The sequence below is a fragment of the Thalassovita mediterranea genome, assembly GCF_001458435.1.
Classification (GTDB): Bacteria; Pseudomonadota; Alphaproteobacteria; order Rhodobacterales; family Rhodobacteraceae; genus Thalassobius; species Thalassobius mediterraneus.
In genome coordinates, this window is sequence record NZ_CYSF01000014.1 from 13,759 (window position 1) to 29,813 (window position 16,055).

The following is a 16,055-nucleotide window of genomic DNA, read 5'->3' on the forward strand; positions in this document are numbered from 1 at the left end:
GCGGCAGTGCTCAATCGGTGTTCAGGCGTGACCGGACGTCCCCCAAAAAACGAAAGCCGGGCGATTTGCCCGGCTTTTGCATTTTGGCGATAGGCGTTTAGGTGACGGCAATGGTGCCGCCAGCGGCCACCCAATCGTCCAGACTGCCAATCACATGCACATCACTGTAACCCATCGCGTGCAGCATTTTGCGCGCGTTCTGCGCCCGGCCGCCGGATCCACAATACAGCGCCATTGTGGTGTCGTAGCTAAAGCGGTGATCATACATCGGATCACGGGGATCTGCTGCGGCGCGCAGCCGTCCCATCGGCATATGCAATGCGCCCTTTGCCTTGCCGGTGCGGGCCAGTTCATCAGGTTCGCGCACGTCAATGATCAGGGCGCCGCCAGTGATTGCCCGCTGCACCGCATCTTCGGCGCGAAAATAGGGGGAGGGGGCTTGGCGAAACATAAACATACAGTCAGGTCCTTTGTGCGGTCTCACGCGGTTCAATTTGGGGCCAAACACACGGCCGCACACACTCCTCTTGAGGAATGAAAACGACCTAAAGGCGTAGCGTTTTAGCGATTGCGGCGCGACTCGTCGTGGATCCTAGTCGCAAGTCGTTAATGTTCCCTTAATGTTCGCAATTTTTGGTTGGAGACTCGGCCCGCAGCGACTATCTGTTAACGGCAATGGTCAAGTGATGGCGCAGGCGCAGGGACAAGTGATGGCTGATCTGAAAAAAATCGAAGTGCGCGGCGCACGCGAACACAACCTCAAAAGCATCGATGTGGACATTCCGCGCGATGAATTGGTGGTGATCACTGGGCTGTCGGGTTCTGGTAAATCGTCACTGGCGTTTGACACGATCTATGCCGAAGGGCAGCGGCGCTATGTCGAAAGCCTGAGCGCGTACGCCCGCCAATTCCTTGATATGATGGAAAAACCTGATGTGGATCACATCAGCGGCCTCAGCCCGGCGATTTCTATCGAACAGAAAACCACGTCGAAGAACCCGCGCTCGACCGTGGGCACGGTGACCGAGATCTACGATTACTTGCGCCTGTTGTTTGCGCGTGTCGGCACCCCCTACAGCCCTGCCACAGGCCTGCCGATTGAGGCGCAGCAGGTGCAGGATATGGTCGATCGCGTGATGACGATGGAACAGGGGACGCGCGCCTATCTGCTGGCCCCGATCGTGCGGGACCGGAAGGGCGAATATAAGAAAGAGTTTCTGGAACTGCGCAAACAGGGTTTCCAGCGGGTTAAGGTGGACGGGGAATTCCATGATCTGGACACCCCCCCGACGTTGGACAAGAAGTTCCGCCATGACATCGATGTAGTGGTGGACCGTCTGGTGGTGAAGGAAGGGCTGGAAACCCGTCTGGCCGACAGTTTCCGCACCGCGCTGGATCTGGCGGATGGCATTGCTGTGCTGGAAACCGCGCCCAAAGAGGGCGATCCGGAACGCATCACATTCAGCGAAAATTTTGCCTGCCCCGAAAGCGGTTTTACGATTTCTGAGATTGAGCCGCGCCTGTTTTCCTTTAACGCTCCGTTCGGCGCCTGCCCGAAATGTGACGGTCTGGGGATGGAGCTGTTCTTTGACGAGCGTCTTGTTGTGCCGGACCAGAACCTCAAGGTCTATGATGGTGCGCTGGCGCCCTGGCGCAAGGGCAAATCGCCCTATTTCCTGCAAACGATCGAGGCGATCGCCGCGCACTATGGCTTTGATAAGAATGACAAATGGAAGGATCTGCCGAAGAAGGTTCAGCAGGTTTTCCTCTACGGATCGGGCAAGGAAGAGATCCCGTTTCGTTATGACGAAGGTGGCCGTGTCTATCAGGTGACGCGCACCTTTGAGGGGGTGATCCCCAACATGGAACGCCGTTACCGCGAGACGGATTCAAACTGGGTCCGCGAAGAGTTTGAGCGTTATCAGAACAACCGTGCCTGTGGTGCCTGTGGCGGCTACCGTCTGAACCCCGAGGCGCTGGCGGTGAAGCTGGGCCCCGCAGATGGCGAGGCCGCGCCGCTGTTGCATGTGGGCCAGGTGGTGCAGATGTCGATCCGCGAGGCCTATGATTGGTGCCGCACGGTGCCGGATCACCTGACCGATCAGAAAAACGCCATTGCGGGCGCGATCCTGAAGGAAATCCGCGAGCGTTTAGGTTTCCTTAACAATGTGGGGCTAGAATACCTGTCACTCAGCCGTAACTCCGGCACCTTGTCGGGGGGCGAAAGCCAGCGGATCAGGCTTGCCAGTCAGATCGGGTCGGGTCTGACGGGGGTTCTTTATGTGCTGGATGAACCCTCCATCGGGTTGCACCAACGTGACAATGATCGTCTGCTGGACACGCTGAAAAACCTGCGTGATCAGGGCAATACGGTGATCGTGGTCGAACATGACGAAGAAGCGATCCGTGAGGCGGATTATGTGTTCGACATTGGTCCAGGCGCTGGGGTGCATGGCGGCCAGATCGTATCGCACGGCACGCCGGAACAGATCGCGGCGGATCCTGCGTCGCTGACCGGCCAGTATCTGACCGGCGCGCGCGAAATCGCGGTGCCTGCGGAACGGCGCGAGGGGAATGGTAAAAACATCACCGTGGTGAAGGCCACGGGCAACAACCTGCAGGATGTGACGGCGAAATTCCCGCTGGGCAAATTTGTCTGCGTGACCGGTGTGTCCGGTGGCGGGAAATCGACGCTGACGATTGAAACGCTGTTTAAAACCGCCTCCATGCGCCTTAACGGGGCGCGTCAAACGCCCGCGCCCTGTGACACGATCAAGGGGTTGGAACATCTGGACAAGGTGATCGACATTGACCAGCGCCCGATCGGGCGCACACCGCGGTCAAACCCTGCGACCTACACTGGCGCCTTCACCCCGATCCGTGAATGGTTCGCCGGTCTGCCCGAGGCCAAGACGCGGGGGTATAAACCCGGTCGGTTCAGCTTCAACGTCAAGGGTGGCCGGTGCGAGGCCTGTCAGGGCGATGGGGTGATCAAGATTGAAATGCACTTCCTGCCGGATGTCTATGTGACCTGCGAAACCTGCAACGGTGCGCGCTACAATCGCGAAACGCTGGAGGTGAAGTTCAAGGGCAAGAGCATCGCAGATGTCCTTGATATGACAGTAGAAGATGCGCAGGAGTTCTTTCAGGCGGTGCCGTCGATCCGCGATAAGATGGACGCGCTGATGCGGGTGGGCCTTGGCTATATCAAGGTGGGCCAGCAGGCGACGACGCTATCCGGTGGTGAGGCGCAGCGGGTGAAACTGTCCAAGGAATTGGCGAAACGATCTACCGGGCGGACGCTCTATATCCTTGATGAACCTACGACAGGTTTGCATTTCGAAGATGTGCGCAAACTGCTGGAGGTGCTGCACGAACTGGTCGATCAGGGCAACACCGTGGTGGTGATCGAACACAACCTCGACGTGGTGAAAACCGCGGACCACATCATCGACATCGGGCCCGAGGGCGGTGATGGCGGTGGTCGCATCGTGGCAGAGGGCACGCCGGAACAGGTGGCCGAGGTGGCCGAGAGCCACACGGGCCGTTACCTGAAACCGATGTTGCCCGGTGGTCGGGTCGCGGCGGAATGAGCGTGAGCGAAAATGGGGCCTTAAAACGCCCCGCATTGGCCGCCCTGGCGGTCACTGTGCATGACGGGCAGGTGCTGCTGGTGCGACGTCGCAATGATCCCGATCGCGGCATCTGGGGCTATCCCGGCGGCCATGTTGAGGGTGGCGAAACCGTTGCCGCTGCTGCGGTGCGTGAACTGCACGAGGAAACCGGTGTCTCGGCTGAGGCTGTGGGAACCTTGGGTGGCCTCGATCTGATTGGGGACCACGCAGATGGCAGCGTCAAACATCACTATTATCTGGTCGCGGTCGAGTGCCGTTATCGCGCGGGCACGCCTATTGCGGATGATGATGCGGATCAGGCCGCATGGGTGCCTGTAGCGGATGTGCTGGATCAGAAAATCGCGCTGAGTGACTATGTGGATGATCTGTTGCGACAGGTGATCGAACGCTGACACGCAGACCGATTGACGTAGAAAAGGGCGCCGTTGGGCGCCCTTGGTCGTTTGGGAATGCGATACCTTACTTCTTCATCGAGCAGGTGCTGAAGCCCAAGATGGAGTAGAGCGGGCAGGTGCCAAACAGGCCAGTGACCAGCGGAATAACCCCGATCCACATCCAAATGCCGTAGCCCATGATCGCACCGATCAGCAAAAGCGTGCCTAGAACGATCCGCAGGATTTTGTCAGCGCCACCAACGTTATTTGCAAACATAGCCGTCTCCTTATCTGTCTGTTGATGGTGAAATATAATACATATTGAATGTATTATATGATCCAGATCAATTCAGACAGACAGAGACGGCCTGTTTGGGTCACACATGCGTGAGGTGAGGCGCGTTAGCCGCGACCGCGTCCCTCAAACCGTGGCAGCATGGCCGAGAAGTCTTTGCCCAGACCATCTTCATTTTCAACGAACTGCTCATACAGCGCGCGGGCCAGTTCGCCCATCGGCGTGTCGGCATCGGCGCTTTCGGCGGCTTGCTGGCTGAGGCGCAGGTCCTTCAGCATCAGTTCGGCGGCGAAACCGGGGGTATAGCCATTGTCCGCAGGCGACTGCGGGCCGACACCCGGGGCGGGGCAATAGGCGTTCATCGTCCAGCTGTAGCCCGATGAGGTGGAGACAACATCAAACATTTTGCCACGGTCCAGACCCAGTTTATCGGCCAGCGCGAAGGCTTCGCAGGTGGCAACCATGGTGACGCCAAGGATCATGTTGTTACAGATCTTGGCCGCCTGACCGGCGCCTGCGTCACCGCAATGCACGGCTTTTTGGCCCATGATGTCAAACAGCGGTTTCACGGTTTCAAACGCATCTGCGCCGCCGCCCACCATAAAGGTCAGCGTGCCGCCCGCCGCGCCGCCGACGCCGCCCGACACTGGCGCATCCAGCGCGCCCATGCCGGCGTTTGCGGCCTGTTCGGCCACCGCGCGGGCACTGTCCACATCCACGGTGGAACAGTCACACAGAACTGCGCCTGCGCTCATGGCGGGGATCACGTCATCTGCGACGGCGCGCAGGATCTGACCGTTGGGCAGCATTGTCACCACCACCTCTGCACCATTTGCAGCGGCGGCGGCGGTGTCTGCTTTGGCAACGCCTTCGGGCATCGGGGCGGCTAGATCAAAGCCTGTGACCTCATGGCCCGCTTTGGCAAGGTTTGCAGCCATCGGGCCACCCATGTTGCCCAGACCGATAAATGCGATTTTCATGGTGTTCCTCCTCAGATCTTCAGCGCGTCAGCGCCGAGCGGCATCAGCATCTGCGTCACCTCAAGCGAGGGCACAGTGTCGATGCTGTCATGTTTCCACGTGGGATTGCGGTCCTTGTCGATGATCTGGGCGCGTACACCTTCCAGAAAATCGCCCTGATCCATGGACCGGTAGGTAAAGCGGAACTCTTGTTCCAGCGCTTTCTTGATGTCGTCCGTCAGGCGGGCGCGATGGACCAGCTCAATCGTGCAGCCCGCCGACAGGGGCGAAACACGGCCCAGCACCTTCAGGGCTTTGGCGGTGAAGTCTGTGTCGGTTGATTTGAGGGCTGTCAGAATATCAGACAGGCTGTCACCGGCAAAGCAGGCGTCAATTTCACCCTGTTGCGCAGCGAGGGCGCTGTCAGGAACTGGCTGTGCGGCGCGGTCGATTGCCTCCCAGTCGCCGGTTTCGACCAGTTCCGCGGTCAGGGCAGGCCACTGTGCTTCGGGGATGTAGTAATCGGCAAATCCGGCGTGGATCGCATCCGCCGCGCCAATCCGACCGCCCGTGGCGCCCAGATATTCGCCAATCCGCCCCGGTGCGCGGGCAAGGATCAGCGTGCCGCCCACATCAGGGATCAAGCCGATGCCGGTTTCTGGCATGGCGATTTGCGTCGTGTCGCCAACCACACGGTGCGATCCGTGACAGCCGACCCCGACGCCACCGCCCATGGTAAAGCCCTGCATCAGGCTGGCCACAGGTTTGGGGAAATGAAACATCTTGGCGTTCATGCGGTATTCATCCCGCCAGAAGTCGCGCGGCCCTTCAAATTCGCCCTTGATCCCTGCCTCATACATGGCGGCAATGTCACCGCCCGCACAGAAGGCGTGGTCGCCCTCTGCGTCGATTAGCACCATTTTGACCGCATCATTTTCGGCCCAGTCATCCAGCGCCTGTTCCAATGCCAGCGACATGGTATGGCTGAGCGCGTTTAGCGCCTTGGGGCGGGTAAAGGTGATGCGGCCAATCTGGCCTTCGATACGGGTGTGGATGTCGCTCATGTCGCTGATACTTATGCGTTTTCGGCCAGAAGGTGCCGCGCCACAATCAGGCGCATGATTTCATTGGTGCCTTCCAGGATTTCATGGACGCGCAGATCGCGCACGGTCTTTTCAACACCATAGTCGGCCAGATAGCCATAGCCACCATGCAATTGCAGACATTGGTTGGCAACTTTGGAACCGGTTTCAGTGACAAAACGTTTCGCCATCGCGCAGAACTTGCTGGCGTCGGGTGCGCCAGTGTCCAGTTTCCACGCCGCCTGACGCAGGAAGGTGCGCGCGGCCTGCAGTTCAATCTCCATATCGGCCAGACGGAATTGCAGCGCCTGGAACTGGTCGATGGATTTACCAAAGGCCTTGCGTTCGCTCATGTATTGCAGGGTCTGGGTCAATGCAGATTGCGCCGCGCCCAGCGAACAGGCCGAGATGTTCAGGCGTCCGCCGTCCAAACCGGCCATCGCGTATTTGAAACCGTCGCCTTCGGTGCCGACCAGATTAGCGGCGGGGATTTTGCAGTCGTCAAACTGCACCTGACGGGTGGGCTGGCTTTTCCAGCCCATCTTTTCCTCGAGCCCGCCAAAGGACAGACCGGGTGTACCGTCTTCGACATAGACGGTGGAAATGCCCTTGGGCCCGTCATCGCCGGTGCGCACCATGACCACGTAGCCGTCAGAATAGCCACCGCCCGAAATGAACGCTTTGGTGCCGTTCAGGGTGTAGCCTTCGTTGGTTTTTTCCGCCCGTGTCTTCAGCGCGGCAGCATCAGAACCGGACCCCGGTTCTGTCAGACAATAGCTGAGGATTTTTTCCATGCCCAAGGCAGGGGCCAACACATTTTCGCGGATGTGATCATCGCCGAATGTGTCCAGCATCTTGGCGCACATGTTGTGGATCGACAAGAACGCCGCCACAGAGGGGCAGGCCATTGACAGGGCTTCGAAAATCAGGGTGGCGTCCAGTCGTCCCAGGCCGGACCCGCCCGACTCTTCGGATACATAGATCCCACCTAGGCCCAAGGCGCCCAGTTCGGGCCACAGCTCTTTGGGGATGGTGCCGTCTTTTTCCCACTGGCGGGCGAAAGGCGCGATATGTTCGTCGCCGAACCCCTTTGCCATGTCGAAAATTGCGGTCTGTTCCTCGGTCAGTGCAAAATCCATCACCTGTCCTCCCGTCGATGGTGTGCGCATGGGCGCTGCGTCGCCTCGGGCGGTGATCTATGACCATTTCGCTGGGTCGGATCGGCGGCCAGAGGGCTTGGGTCCAAATTATATGAACGCTTGTTTAATTTCCAATTCCTACACAACTATTGCAAGCTGAAAAATGAGGCAAACAAAGGCAAACTGCCGCAACTTTATCAAGTTGCGGCAGCCGACTGTTTTTTCTGATGAAACTGGGGTCAGCTGCGCACGAGGGTGCGTAGGCTGTCTACGTTCCGGCCCAGCATGTCCGCCGCTTCATCCAATGTGGTGGCGATCATGATTTCCACCGACGGGAAGGGGGCCCAGAGGCTGCGCAAATCCTTGGCAACAGATTGCCCCAGTTCGGTCGGCGCGTAATAGACCACAAGATTGCTGCTGGCGGATTGGGTTTGTTGCGAAACGACCTGATCTTGCACCGCAAGGACCGCTTGGAAGTCGATCTTGACGATCGACATTTCAGACAAGTCATGGAGATGGTCGCGATTGGGTTTGTAATCGGGGTGTTCCAAATACTGGCGCAGGATGGCGAGCGTTTCTTCGATGACAATGGCACCGGTGACACGCATGTAGACCAGATCCAGATCTGGCAGAATTTTGTAGGTGGTGGGCACTTGGGTTCCCTTGGTGTGAGTGGTCTGAAGGAGGACACGCTTTGTGCTTGGGGGGTCCTTCGTGTCTTTGCTGTGTGTAGCCTCAGGAGACTACGACAGGGGTTTTCGCCTTGCCTGTGCGCAAACGTATAGTTTGGCAATTTTTTCGCAATCAGTCGTAGGTTTCGATCGGTATCAGGTCGTCCAGTGTGGGGGTTTGCAGGCCCAGACGGCTGATTGCCTCGGCTTCGGTTTTGATAATTGTTCCGGTAACATAGTGGTTCGGTTGCCACAATGCGACACAGGTGGCGATCAGGTCGCCGACCTTGGCGTTGGGCACCAGATATAGGATTGTGCGCGGCAAAGGGCCTGACCCCAGAACCTGATCCATCGTCACCTGCATGGCCAGCCGTTTGGCCATATCAACGGTGCCATCAATGGTCTGGCGCATGTCACACAGAAGGTTCTGGCCGTGGCGCGCATTGGGGTGTGTTGCATACAGCTCCAGCGCCACTTCGTAGTCCGCCTCCGTTACATATTTGCCAAACCGCACAATCGCGAGGTTGTCGGGCAGGGATATGCGGAGGCCGACAGTCATGATTGGCTGCCTAACCGTTGGGGAACATGTGCGGGGGTGATGGTCAGCGGCATGGGCGAAACGATGTCATTTGCAGCGCCCGCCGGTGCGGTGCCATGTGCGCTGACAGATTGTTGGGACACGTTAGCCGAGAAATGCACTTTTGCCGAAACCTATTGCCTATACATAAGGACAGGGTGCGGCGAGTGCGGCGACAAAGCAAGCATTTTTTAACCAATTGATTAGAAAACTTATGGCTATGTCGGCAAAAAAACAGGCACGCCGCGATGGGCGTGCCTGAATTTTAGGTCAAGATGGGGATTAATCCATCGCCTTGAAGGCGAATTCACCACCTTCTTTGATGCCCGAGAACCAGCGCGCGGTCACGGTTTTGGTCTTGGTGTAGAAGCGCAGTGCGTCCGGGCCGTACTGGTTCAGGTCACCGAAGGCCGATTTCTTCCAGCCGCCGAAGGTGAAGTAGGACAGCGGGACCGGGATCGGGAAGTTGATGCCGACCATGCCGACGTTGACCTTGTTGGCAAAGTCACGCGCGGTGTCACCGTCTGCGGTGTAGATCGCGGTGCCGTTGCCATAGTCGTTGTCGATGATCAGGTTCAGCGCATCTTCATAAGTGTCCATGCGCACCTGGCTCAGAACCGGGCCAAAGATCTCTTCTTTGTAGATGTCCATGTCGGTGGTGACATTGTCAAAGTAGGTCGGACCGATGAAGTGACCGTTTTCATAGCCCTGCAGGCTGAAACCACGACCGTCGGTGACCAGATCTGCACCCTGCTCAACACCCGAGGTGATCAGGCCGTTGATACGGTCTTTCGCCTGAGCGGTGATAACGGGGCCGTAGTCTACGTCTTCTTCCGAAGTGTAGGGGCCAACTTTCAGCGCTTCGATGCGGGGGATCAGACGCTCACGCAGGGCGTCGGCGGTTTCTTTACCAACCGGAACCGCAACCGAGATCGCCATGCAGCGTTCGCCAGCGGCGCCGAAACCTGCACCAACCAGCGCGTCGGCTGCTTTGTCCAGATCCGCGTCGGGCATGATGATCATGTGGTTTTTCGCACCACCGAAGCACTGGGCGCGCTTACCGTTGGTGGCGGCGCGGCCATAGATGTACTGTGCAATCGGGGTCGAACCCACAAAGCCTACCGCCTGAATGGTTTCGTTGTCCAGGATCGCGTCAACGGCTTCTTTGTCGCCGTTCACAACCTGCAGAACACCATCGGGCAGGCCTGCTTCTTTCAGCAGTTCGGCCAGGCGCAGCGAGGTGGAGGGGCAGCGCTCGGACGGTTTCAGGATCATCGCGTTGCCCGAAACGATGGCAGGTGCGATTTTCCACAGCGGGATCATGGCGGGGAAGTTGAAGGGCGTGATGCCAGCAACTACGCCCAGCGGCTGACGCATGGAGTAGAGGTCGATGCCGGGGCCACCGTCATTCATGTACTCGCCCTTCAGCATGTGGGGCGCGCCCATGCATACTTCGACCACTTCCAGACCACGCTGAACGTCGCCGCGTGCGTCGGGCAGGGTCTTGCCGTGTTCACGGCTTACCAGCTCGGCCAGCTCGTCCATGTGCTGGTTGATCAGGTCGCCGAACTTCATCATCACGCGGGCGCGACGCTGCGGGTTGGTTGCGGCCCATTTGACCTGAGCAGCAGCGGCCTTTTCGATGATGGCGTCCATTTCTTCCTTGGAGGCCAGCGGCACGCGGCTGGCAGGTTCGCCAGTTGCGGGGTTGCTGTTTTCGGTGAAACGGCCGGATGTACCGGGAACCATCTGACCATCGACGTAGTTCATGATTTCTTGCATGGATCACTCCTCCTGAAAGATTGAGATCATCATAGGCTTGCAAAAATCACCCGAAAAGACGAAAGATATCAAAACGGATTTGCGAAAACGCAAAGCATGGGCAAGATGGACTGCGTTTGGTGGTTAACCTCGTGTTTCATCACACAAACACTGCCCGCGCACAGAACAGGAGGGATGGCTGATGACACCGAATTGGGATGATATGAAGGTCTTTCTGGCGGTTGCACGGCTGGAAAGCTTGTCGGCAGCGGGCCGCGACCTGAAGGTGGACCCTGCAACGGTTGGACGCCGCATCGCACGGTTTGAGGAACAGATGGGCGCACCACTGTTTGCCAAGTCCCCGCAGGGCTATGCGCTGACTGATGCTGGCCAACGTCTGTTGATCCATGCTGAACGCGCGGAACAGGCGATGACCGGCGCTGTAGAAGAACTGGCGGGGCAGGCGGGTAACTTGTCCGGCACCATCCGCATCGGCGCGCCGGATGGTTGTGCAAACTTCCTTCTGCCGCAGGTATGCAGCCGTATTGGCAAGGAAAACCCCGATCTTGAAATCCAGATCGTTGCATTGCCGCGGGTGTTCAACCTGTCAAAGCGCGAAGCGGATATGGCCATTGGCGTCAGCGCGCCCGAGGCCGGAAATCGACTGACGGTGCAAAAGATCACTGATTACAAACTATACTTGGCAGCAGCGCGGGCCTACCTGATCAAACATCCGCGCATTCAGTCGCTAAAGGATCTGCGTGGGCACCGGATGATCGGCTACATCCCCGATATGATCTTTGACAAGGAACTGGACTACCTTGCCGAGTTGGGGTTGGAGCATGTGAACCTCGCCTCGAACTCTGTTTCAGTTCAATTCAACGCCATCCGTGCGGGCGCTGGGATTGGCGTGGTCCACGGGTTCGCCATGCCGACAGCACCACGTCTGCGCAAAGTGTTGGGCGACGCGGTCAGCCTGACACGCAGTTTCTATCTGATCCGGCACGCGGATGATCGCCGCCTAGAACGGATGAACCGCTTTGCCGAAGCACTGAGCGAGGGTCTGCGCGAAGAAGTGGCGCGTCTGGAGCAGGACCAGTAACGCGCGCATCGCGCTTGCGGTTTTCACGGCACGGCTTGACACTTCTGGGGTGGTGGTCAACGCTGGGGTGGATATTACGTTTGGAGGAGAGCGGTTATGCTGGTTAATCAAATTCTGAAAGCAAAAGGCGACGCAGCTGTTGTGACGGTTAAGCCCGGAACTGGCGTGGCCGAGGTGGCCCAGATCCTTGCAGAGCGCCGGATTGGCGGCGTGGTGGTTTCTTCGGACGGCAAAAAGGCAGAAGGCATCATTTCCGAACGTGACATTGTGCGTGCATTGGCCGTGCGCGGTCCTGATTGTATGCAGGAATGCGTGGACGATATGATGACCCGTAAGCCAGTGTGCGGCGCCCGTGACGACACCGCTGATGATGTGATGAAACGGATGAGCGAAGGCCGCTTCCGCCATATGCCAATCATGGAAGCTGGCGAACTGGTGGGCATCGTGACCATCGGTGACGTTGTTGCCGCGCGTCTTGATGAACTGGCGATGGAACGCAACGCCCTCGAAGGGATGATCATGGGCCACTAAGGCCGGATCGTTTTGGCTGATCTTGCTCCTGTCCCGCAATGCGGGGCATGGGCGCGAATTTCCCATCATCTTTCCGCAATGCAGCATTTTCGCTTGCAATTCGGCGCGCAATAATATTGCGTGCGCGCAAGAGAAAAAGACGCGACCCACCATTCGCGTCGCAGAGGGAGACTTCTTCATGCGTATTGGCCTGTACCCCGGCACCTTTGATCCGGTCACTTTGGGACATCTGGATATCATCCGTCGATCGGCAACCTTGGTGGATCGTTTGGTTATTGGCGTGGCCATCAACCGCGACAAAGGCCCGTTGTTTTCGCTAGAAGAGCGCGTCGCCATGATCGAAGACGCAACCCGCGAAGTCGCCCAAGAGGCCGGTATTGAGATCGTCGCGCATCCCTTTGAAAACCTTCTGATTCATTGTGCGCGGGACGTGGGTGCACAGGTCATTATCCGTGGTCTGCGCGCGGTGACCGATTTTGAATACGAATACCAGATGGTTGGCATGAACCGTGCAATGGACGCTTCAATCGAAACGGTGTTTTTGATGGCCGAAGCTCGGCATCAGGCAATCGCTTCGAAACTGGTAAAAGAAATCGCGCGACTGAACGGCGACATCTCGAATTTCGTGACCCCAGAGGTCGCAGAGAAGTTGCTGGAGAAACTAAACAGGTAACAAAATGGCCAAACAGGATACCGAGGCACCGGCACTAGTAGAGACAATCTTTACCATCCCCGTGCATCGGCTGATCCTGTGGCTGTCGCTGGCCGCCGGTGCGATGGTGCTGATCATCGCGATCTGGGCGATGACCCATAACCGTTATGTGGTGACAGTGGATGTGCGCGGCATGGATGCGCCGCGCGATTGCTGGGAAGAGATCGAAGGCGGCCTTTTGACCCGCGCCCGCGATGCCAAGCGTACCCGTGCGCCCCGTCGCAGCTATCTGGGCTATTGTGGTGGCGTGCTGACCACCCACGGCGCCTTCGCTCTGCCGCAGACCTATCCGCGTCCTTGGGTCGGCCAGACCCGCGCCGAAATCCACGACCGCCTGAAGCGCACCTGCCGTTATGATCTGGTGGTCACCGCTGACAAACGTCCCAGCCGCCGTGATGCGGGAAAATCCCGCCGCAACCCGCCAGTGATCCGGCGGGTGATGATGGCCTATCCGTGTTGAGTGGGTAGGGCGGGCCCTGTTCAGACACAGTTAGCGCCAGAAGGCCAGCCATTCGATGAAGTCATCGAACTTCTTGCCCAGAAAGACCAGGGTTTCGCCGCCAGTCACAAAAAGATCGCCGCCAATGAAGGCGACGATCAGAAGTCCCAGGGCAATAGCAATCTGGTTGGTCATGGTGTCGATCCCTGCAAGAGCGGCTGTACTAAAACTGCCAGCCCTTCATGCCCGTGATCGACGACCAAATCAACCGTATCGCAACAAGTCGCCGTAATTACAGCAGCTTGCCCATTGCAACGGCCACATCTGCCATCCGGCAGGAGAAGCCCCATTCGTTGTCGTACCACGCCAGAACGCGCACCAGACGACCGCCGGTCACTTTGGTCTGATCGGGGGCGAAGATCGAGCTTTCTTCGGTGTGGTTGAAGTCGATCGAAACTTTCTTCTCGGTGTCGTAGCCCAGAATGCCGTTCAGCGCGCCAGCGGCGGCCTCGGCCACTACGGCGTTCACTTCGTCTTCGGTGACGTCGCGCTGTGCGATGAAGGTCAGGTCAACGGCGGAGACGTTCGGGGTCGGAACACGTACGGCAGAACCGTCCAGTTTGCCCTTCAGGGCCGGCAGAACTTCACCCAGTGCTTTGGCGGCACCGGTGGAAGTCGGGATCATCGACATGGCGGCTGCGCGGGCGCGGTACAGGTCCTTGTGGCGACGGTCCAGCGTCGGCTGGTCGCCGGTGTAGCTGTGGATCGTGGTCATGATACCGGATTCGATGCCGATTTTTTCGTGCAGCACTTTGGCCAGCGGCGCCAGACAGTTGGTGGTGCAGGAGCCGTTCGAAATCATGGTGTCGCCCGCCGCCAGATCGGCGTCGTTCACACCCATGACGATGGTTTTCTGTACGTTCTTCGCAGGGGCGGAGATCAGGACAGATTTTGCACCCTGTTCGATGTGTTTCTGCGCTTTCTCGCCGTCGTTGAACTGACCGGTGCATTCCAGAACCACGTCAACACCGGACCAGTCCAGTTCGTTCATGTCGTAGGTCGACTGAACTTCGAACTTGCCACGGCCCAGATCCATCCAGTTTTTGCCGTTCTCTTCGCCGATGGTCACGTCGTTTACGAAACGGCCATGGACCGAGTCATAGCGTACCAGATGCGCCGCAGTGTCCAGCGGGCCGGTGGCGTTGATTTTTACAACTTCGATATCTTCACGCGCGCTCTCGGCGATGTGCATGAGGGTACAACGGCCGATGCGGCCAAATCCGTTGATGCCGACTTTGATGGTCATGGCACTAAGACTCCTGTCTGCGTTAGCTTGCCCGTGCTATAGGCGCGGATTTCCCTACCGGAAAGGGTAAAAAGGAAGCGTTGACAGGATGTTGGCGCAAACATGGGGTGCTTGCGCTAACGTGGGCGCAATCAGGTGCTTTCGGTTACATGGGCAATGGTCTAGGTTGGCGCTAACGATTGGCGGCGCCATCACCGGCGTGGCGAAAGAGGCGATTTAAGAGGTAGCTCATGAGCGGTTTGTTGGCCCTGTTGGATGATGTGGCAGCCATTGCCAAGGTTGCAGCAACCAGCGTCGATGATGTGGCGGCAGCCGCAGCCAAGGCGGGGTCAAAAACCGCTGGGGTGATCATCGATGATGCGGCGGTGACACCGAAATATGTGCAGGGCTTCGCGCCCGCGCGCGAATTGCCGATCATCTGGAAAATCGCCCGTGGGTCGCTGTTCAACAAGCTGGTGATCCTGCTGCCCATTGCGATGCTTTTGTCAAATTTCGCCCCGTGGCTGATCACCCCCTTGCTGATGCTGGGCGGCAGTTATCTGTGTTTTGAGGGGGCAGAGAAGGTGTTTCATGTCCTCTTCCCCCATGGCGACAAACATGTGGCCGAGGATATGTCGGTCAAAGACCCTGGCCACCTAGAGGAACAGAAGGTCAAAGGCGCGATCAAGACCGATTTTATCCTGTCGGCTGAGATTATGACTATCTCGCTCGCCGCGATTGAGGTCAGCAATGTCTATATGGAGGCGGCGACGCTGGCCGTTGTCGCGATTTTCATCACGCTGGCGGTCTATGGATCGGTCGCCCTGATCGTGAAAATGGACGACGTGGGTCTGCATCTGGCACAAAACGCGCGGTTTGGCGCCACCCAAAGCTTCGGCCGTGGGCTGGTGAAATTCATGCCGGTGCTGATGCGCGCGCTGTCGATCATCGGCACGGCCGCGATGCTCTGGGTGGGCGGATCGATCATGATCCATGGCCTTTACGAACTGGGCATGCCGCATCCTTATAAGGACATCCACAACATCGCCGTGGCCGCCGCGCATGGTGTGGCGGAAAACCTGCACGGTTTTGTTGAATGGGCGGTGACGGCGCTGGCTGATGGGGTGCTGGGCCTGATCTACGGCCTGCTGCTGATCCCGCTGGTCCTGCGTGGGATCGCACCCGTGATTGCGAAGGTGACAGGGCAGCAAAGCGCAGGTCACTAAGTAGACGAACCGATAAATGCAAAAACAAAAGCGCCCTCCGATCGGGGGCGCTTTTTTGTTTGAGAGAGCAGAAAAAGAGAGCGGCGTTTACGAAATCTCAACTTTCCAGTGCGACAATGCCTTGGTCAGGGCCGCGGCTGCATCGGCGTAGTAGCCGGTGGCCAGTTCATCAATGGCCGCGTCGAAGTTGCCGGTGGCGATCAGGGCCGCAACGCCGCAGGCAGCGTCGTGCAGGTCAACGTGCAGCGCGTCAACTTCTTTGGCGCG

The 16,055-nt window shown here is 58.3% G+C and carries 18 protein-coding genes; 7 read left to right on the top strand and 11 right to left on the bottom strand.

Going from position 1 to position 16,055, the window contains the following annotated elements:
• Positions 1–97: 97 nt before the first annotated feature.
• Positions 98–457, bottom strand: coding sequence for a rhodanese-like domain-containing protein (locus tag TM5383_RS12995; RefSeq protein ID WP_058319482.1), 360 nt, complete (start codon positions 455–457; stop codon positions 98–100).
• A 253-nt stretch (positions 458–710) separates the two neighbouring features.
• Between TM5383_RS12995 and uvrA the strand changes: the two genes are divergently transcribed.
• Both uvrA and TM5383_RS13005 read left to right on the top strand, forming a co-directional pair.
• Entirely contained in the window at positions 711–3,593 is a 2,883-nt protein-coding gene (uvrA, locus tag TM5383_RS13000; protein ID WP_058319500.1) for an excinuclease ABC subunit UvrA, read from the top strand.
• Entirely contained in the window at positions 3,590–4,027 is a 438-nt protein-coding gene (locus TM5383_RS13005; protein ID WP_058319483.1) for an NUDIX hydrolase, read from the top strand. Before uvrA ends, TM5383_RS13005 begins: the two co-directional genes overlap by 4 nt.
• 67 nt (positions 4,028–4,094) lie before the next feature.
• Here the strand turns inward: TM5383_RS13005 and TM5383_RS13010 are convergent, their stop codons facing one another.
• The 7 genes from TM5383_RS13010 to TM5383_RS13040 form a co-directional block, all read right to left on the bottom strand.
• The gene (locus TM5383_RS13010; RefSeq protein WP_058319484.1) at positions 4,095–4,286 is read right to left on the bottom strand and encodes a YgaP family membrane protein; all 192 of its coding nucleotides are present in this window, start codon (positions 4,284–4,286) and stop codon (positions 4,095–4,097) included.
• Between the two features lie 125 nt (positions 4,287–4,411).
• A complete protein-coding gene (mmsB, locus tag TM5383_RS13015) occupies positions 4,412–5,284 on the bottom strand; it encodes a 3-hydroxyisobutyrate dehydrogenase (protein ID WP_058319485.1) in 873 nt (290 codons plus the stop codon).
• An 11-nt stretch (positions 5,285–5,295) separates the two neighbouring features.
• Complete coding sequence (locus TM5383_RS13020) at positions 5,296–6,327, bottom strand: enoyl-CoA hydratase/isomerase family protein (protein ID WP_058319486.1); 1,032 nt, start codon at positions 6,325–6,327, stop codon at positions 5,296–5,298.
• Between the two features lie 11 nt (positions 6,328–6,338).
• Positions 6,339–7,484 carry an acyl-CoA dehydrogenase family protein gene (locus tag TM5383_RS13025; protein ID WP_058319487.1) on the bottom strand — a complete coding sequence of 382 codons (1,146 nt, stop codon included), beginning with the start codon at positions 7,482–7,484 and terminating at the stop codon, positions 6,339–6,341.
• 239 nt (positions 7,485–7,723) lie between these two features.
• The gene (locus tag TM5383_RS13030; protein WP_058319488.1) at positions 7,724–8,137 is read right to left on the bottom strand and encodes a hypothetical protein; all 414 of its coding nucleotides are present in this window, start codon (positions 8,135–8,137) and stop codon (positions 7,724–7,726) included.
• Between the two features lie 151 nt (positions 8,138–8,288).
• On the bottom strand, positions 8,289–8,714 hold the full coding sequence (locus TM5383_RS13035; RefSeq protein WP_058319489.1) for a hypothetical protein: 426 nt from the start codon (positions 8,712–8,714) through the stop codon (positions 8,289–8,291).
• Positions 8,715–9,014: 300 nt separating this feature from the next.
• Positions 9,015–10,514 (bottom strand): CoA-acylating methylmalonate-semialdehyde dehydrogenase, encoded by a 1,500-nt coding sequence (locus TM5383_RS13040; protein ID WP_058319490.1) that lies wholly within the window; start codon positions 10,512–10,514, stop codon positions 9,015–9,017.
• A 181-nt stretch (positions 10,515–10,695) separates the two neighbouring features.
• Between TM5383_RS13040 and TM5383_RS13045 the strand changes: the two genes are divergently transcribed.
• The 4 genes from TM5383_RS13045 (at position 10,696) to TM5383_RS13060 (ending at position 13,298) form a co-directional block, all read left to right on the top strand.
• Complete coding sequence (locus TM5383_RS13045) at positions 10,696–11,595, top strand: LysR family transcriptional regulator (RefSeq protein ID WP_058319491.1); 900 nt, start codon at positions 10,696–10,698, stop codon at positions 11,593–11,595.
• Between the two features lie 96 nt (positions 11,596–11,691).
• Entirely contained in the window at positions 11,692–12,126 is a 435-nt protein-coding gene (locus tag TM5383_RS13050) for a CBS domain-containing protein (protein ID WP_058319492.1), read from the top strand.
• Between the two features lie 178 nt (positions 12,127–12,304).
• Positions 12,305–12,799, top strand: coding sequence for a pantetheine-phosphate adenylyltransferase (gene coaD, locus TM5383_RS13055; RefSeq protein WP_058319493.1), 495 nt, complete (start codon positions 12,305–12,307; stop codon positions 12,797–12,799).
• Positions 12,800–12,803: 4 nt separating this feature from the next.
• Positions 12,804–13,298, top strand: coding sequence for a hypothetical protein (locus tag TM5383_RS13060; RefSeq protein WP_058319494.1), 495 nt, complete (start codon positions 12,804–12,806; stop codon positions 13,296–13,298).
• A 30-nt stretch (positions 13,299–13,328) separates the two neighbouring features.
• Here the strand turns inward: TM5383_RS13060 and TM5383_RS16900 are convergent, their stop codons facing one another.
• Complete coding sequence (locus TM5383_RS16900; RefSeq protein WP_058319495.1) at positions 13,329–13,472, bottom strand: hypothetical protein; 144 nt, start codon at positions 13,470–13,472, stop codon at positions 13,329–13,331.
• Positions 13,473–13,569: 97 nt separating this feature from the next.
• A complete protein-coding gene (gene gap, locus TM5383_RS13070; protein WP_058319496.1) occupies positions 13,570–14,583 on the bottom strand; it encodes a type I glyceraldehyde-3-phosphate dehydrogenase in 1,014 nt (337 codons plus the stop codon).
• Between the two features lie 230 nt (positions 14,584–14,813).
• On the opposite strand from gap, the gene TM5383_RS13075 reads away from it, so the two are divergent.
• A complete protein-coding gene (locus TM5383_RS13075; protein ID WP_058319497.1) occupies positions 14,814–15,788 on the top strand; it encodes a DUF808 domain-containing protein in 975 nt (324 codons plus the stop codon).
• 87 nt (positions 15,789–15,875) lie between these two features.
• Here TM5383_RS13075 and TM5383_RS16905 read toward each other — a convergent pair.
• The coding region (locus tag TM5383_RS16905; protein WP_197407409.1) for a hypothetical protein at positions 15,876–16,055 on the bottom strand (180 nt) is incomplete at its 5' end.

Coding starts and splice junctions, on each gene's coding strand:
- TM5383_RS12995 (WP_058319482.1), bottom strand. CDS start 457: ATGTTTATGTTTCGCCAAGCCCCCTCCCCCTATTTTCGCGCCGAAGAT.
- uvrA (WP_058319500.1), top strand. CDS start 711: ATGGCTGATCTGAAAAAAATCGAAGTGCGCGGCGCACGCGAACACAAC.
- TM5383_RS13005 (WP_058319483.1), top strand. CDS start 3,590: ATGAGCGTGAGCGAAAATGGGGCCTTAAAACGCCCCGCATTGGCCGCC.
- TM5383_RS13010 (WP_058319484.1), bottom strand. CDS start 4,286: ATGTTTGCAAATAACGTTGGTGGCGCTGACAAAATCCTGCGGATCGTT.
- mmsB (WP_058319485.1), bottom strand. CDS start 5,284: ATGAAAATCGCATTTATCGGTCTGGGCAACATGGGTGGCCCGATGGCT.
- TM5383_RS13020 (WP_058319486.1), bottom strand. CDS start 6,327: ATGAGCGACATCCACACCCGTATCGAAGGCCAGATTGGCCGCATCACC.
- TM5383_RS13025 (WP_058319487.1), bottom strand. CDS start 7,484: ATGGATTTTGCACTGACCGAGGAACAGACCGCAATTTTCGACATGGCA.
- TM5383_RS13035 (WP_058319489.1), bottom strand. CDS start 8,714: ATGACTGTCGGCCTCCGCATATCCCTGCCCGACAACCTCGCGATTGTG.
- TM5383_RS13040 (WP_058319490.1), bottom strand. CDS start 10,514: ATGCAAGAAATCATGAACTACGTCGATGGTCAGATGGTTCCCGGTACA.
- TM5383_RS13045 (WP_058319491.1), top strand. CDS start 10,696: ATGACACCGAATTGGGATGATATGAAGGTCTTTCTGGCGGTTGCACGG.
- TM5383_RS13050 (WP_058319492.1), top strand. CDS start 11,692: ATGCTGGTTAATCAAATTCTGAAAGCAAAAGGCGACGCAGCTGTTGTG.
- coaD (WP_058319493.1), top strand. CDS start 12,305: ATGCGTATTGGCCTGTACCCCGGCACCTTTGATCCGGTCACTTTGGGA.
- TM5383_RS13060 (WP_058319494.1), top strand. CDS start 12,804: ATGGCCAAACAGGATACCGAGGCACCGGCACTAGTAGAGACAATCTTT.
- TM5383_RS16900 (WP_058319495.1), bottom strand. CDS start 13,472: ATGACCAACCAGATTGCTATTGCCCTGGGACTTCTGATCGTCGCCTTC.
- gap (WP_058319496.1), bottom strand. CDS start 14,583: ATGACCATCAAAGTCGGCATCAACGGATTTGGCCGCATCGGCCGTTGT.
- TM5383_RS13075 (WP_058319497.1), top strand. CDS start 14,814: ATGAGCGGTTTGTTGGCCCTGTTGGATGATGTGGCAGCCATTGCCAAG.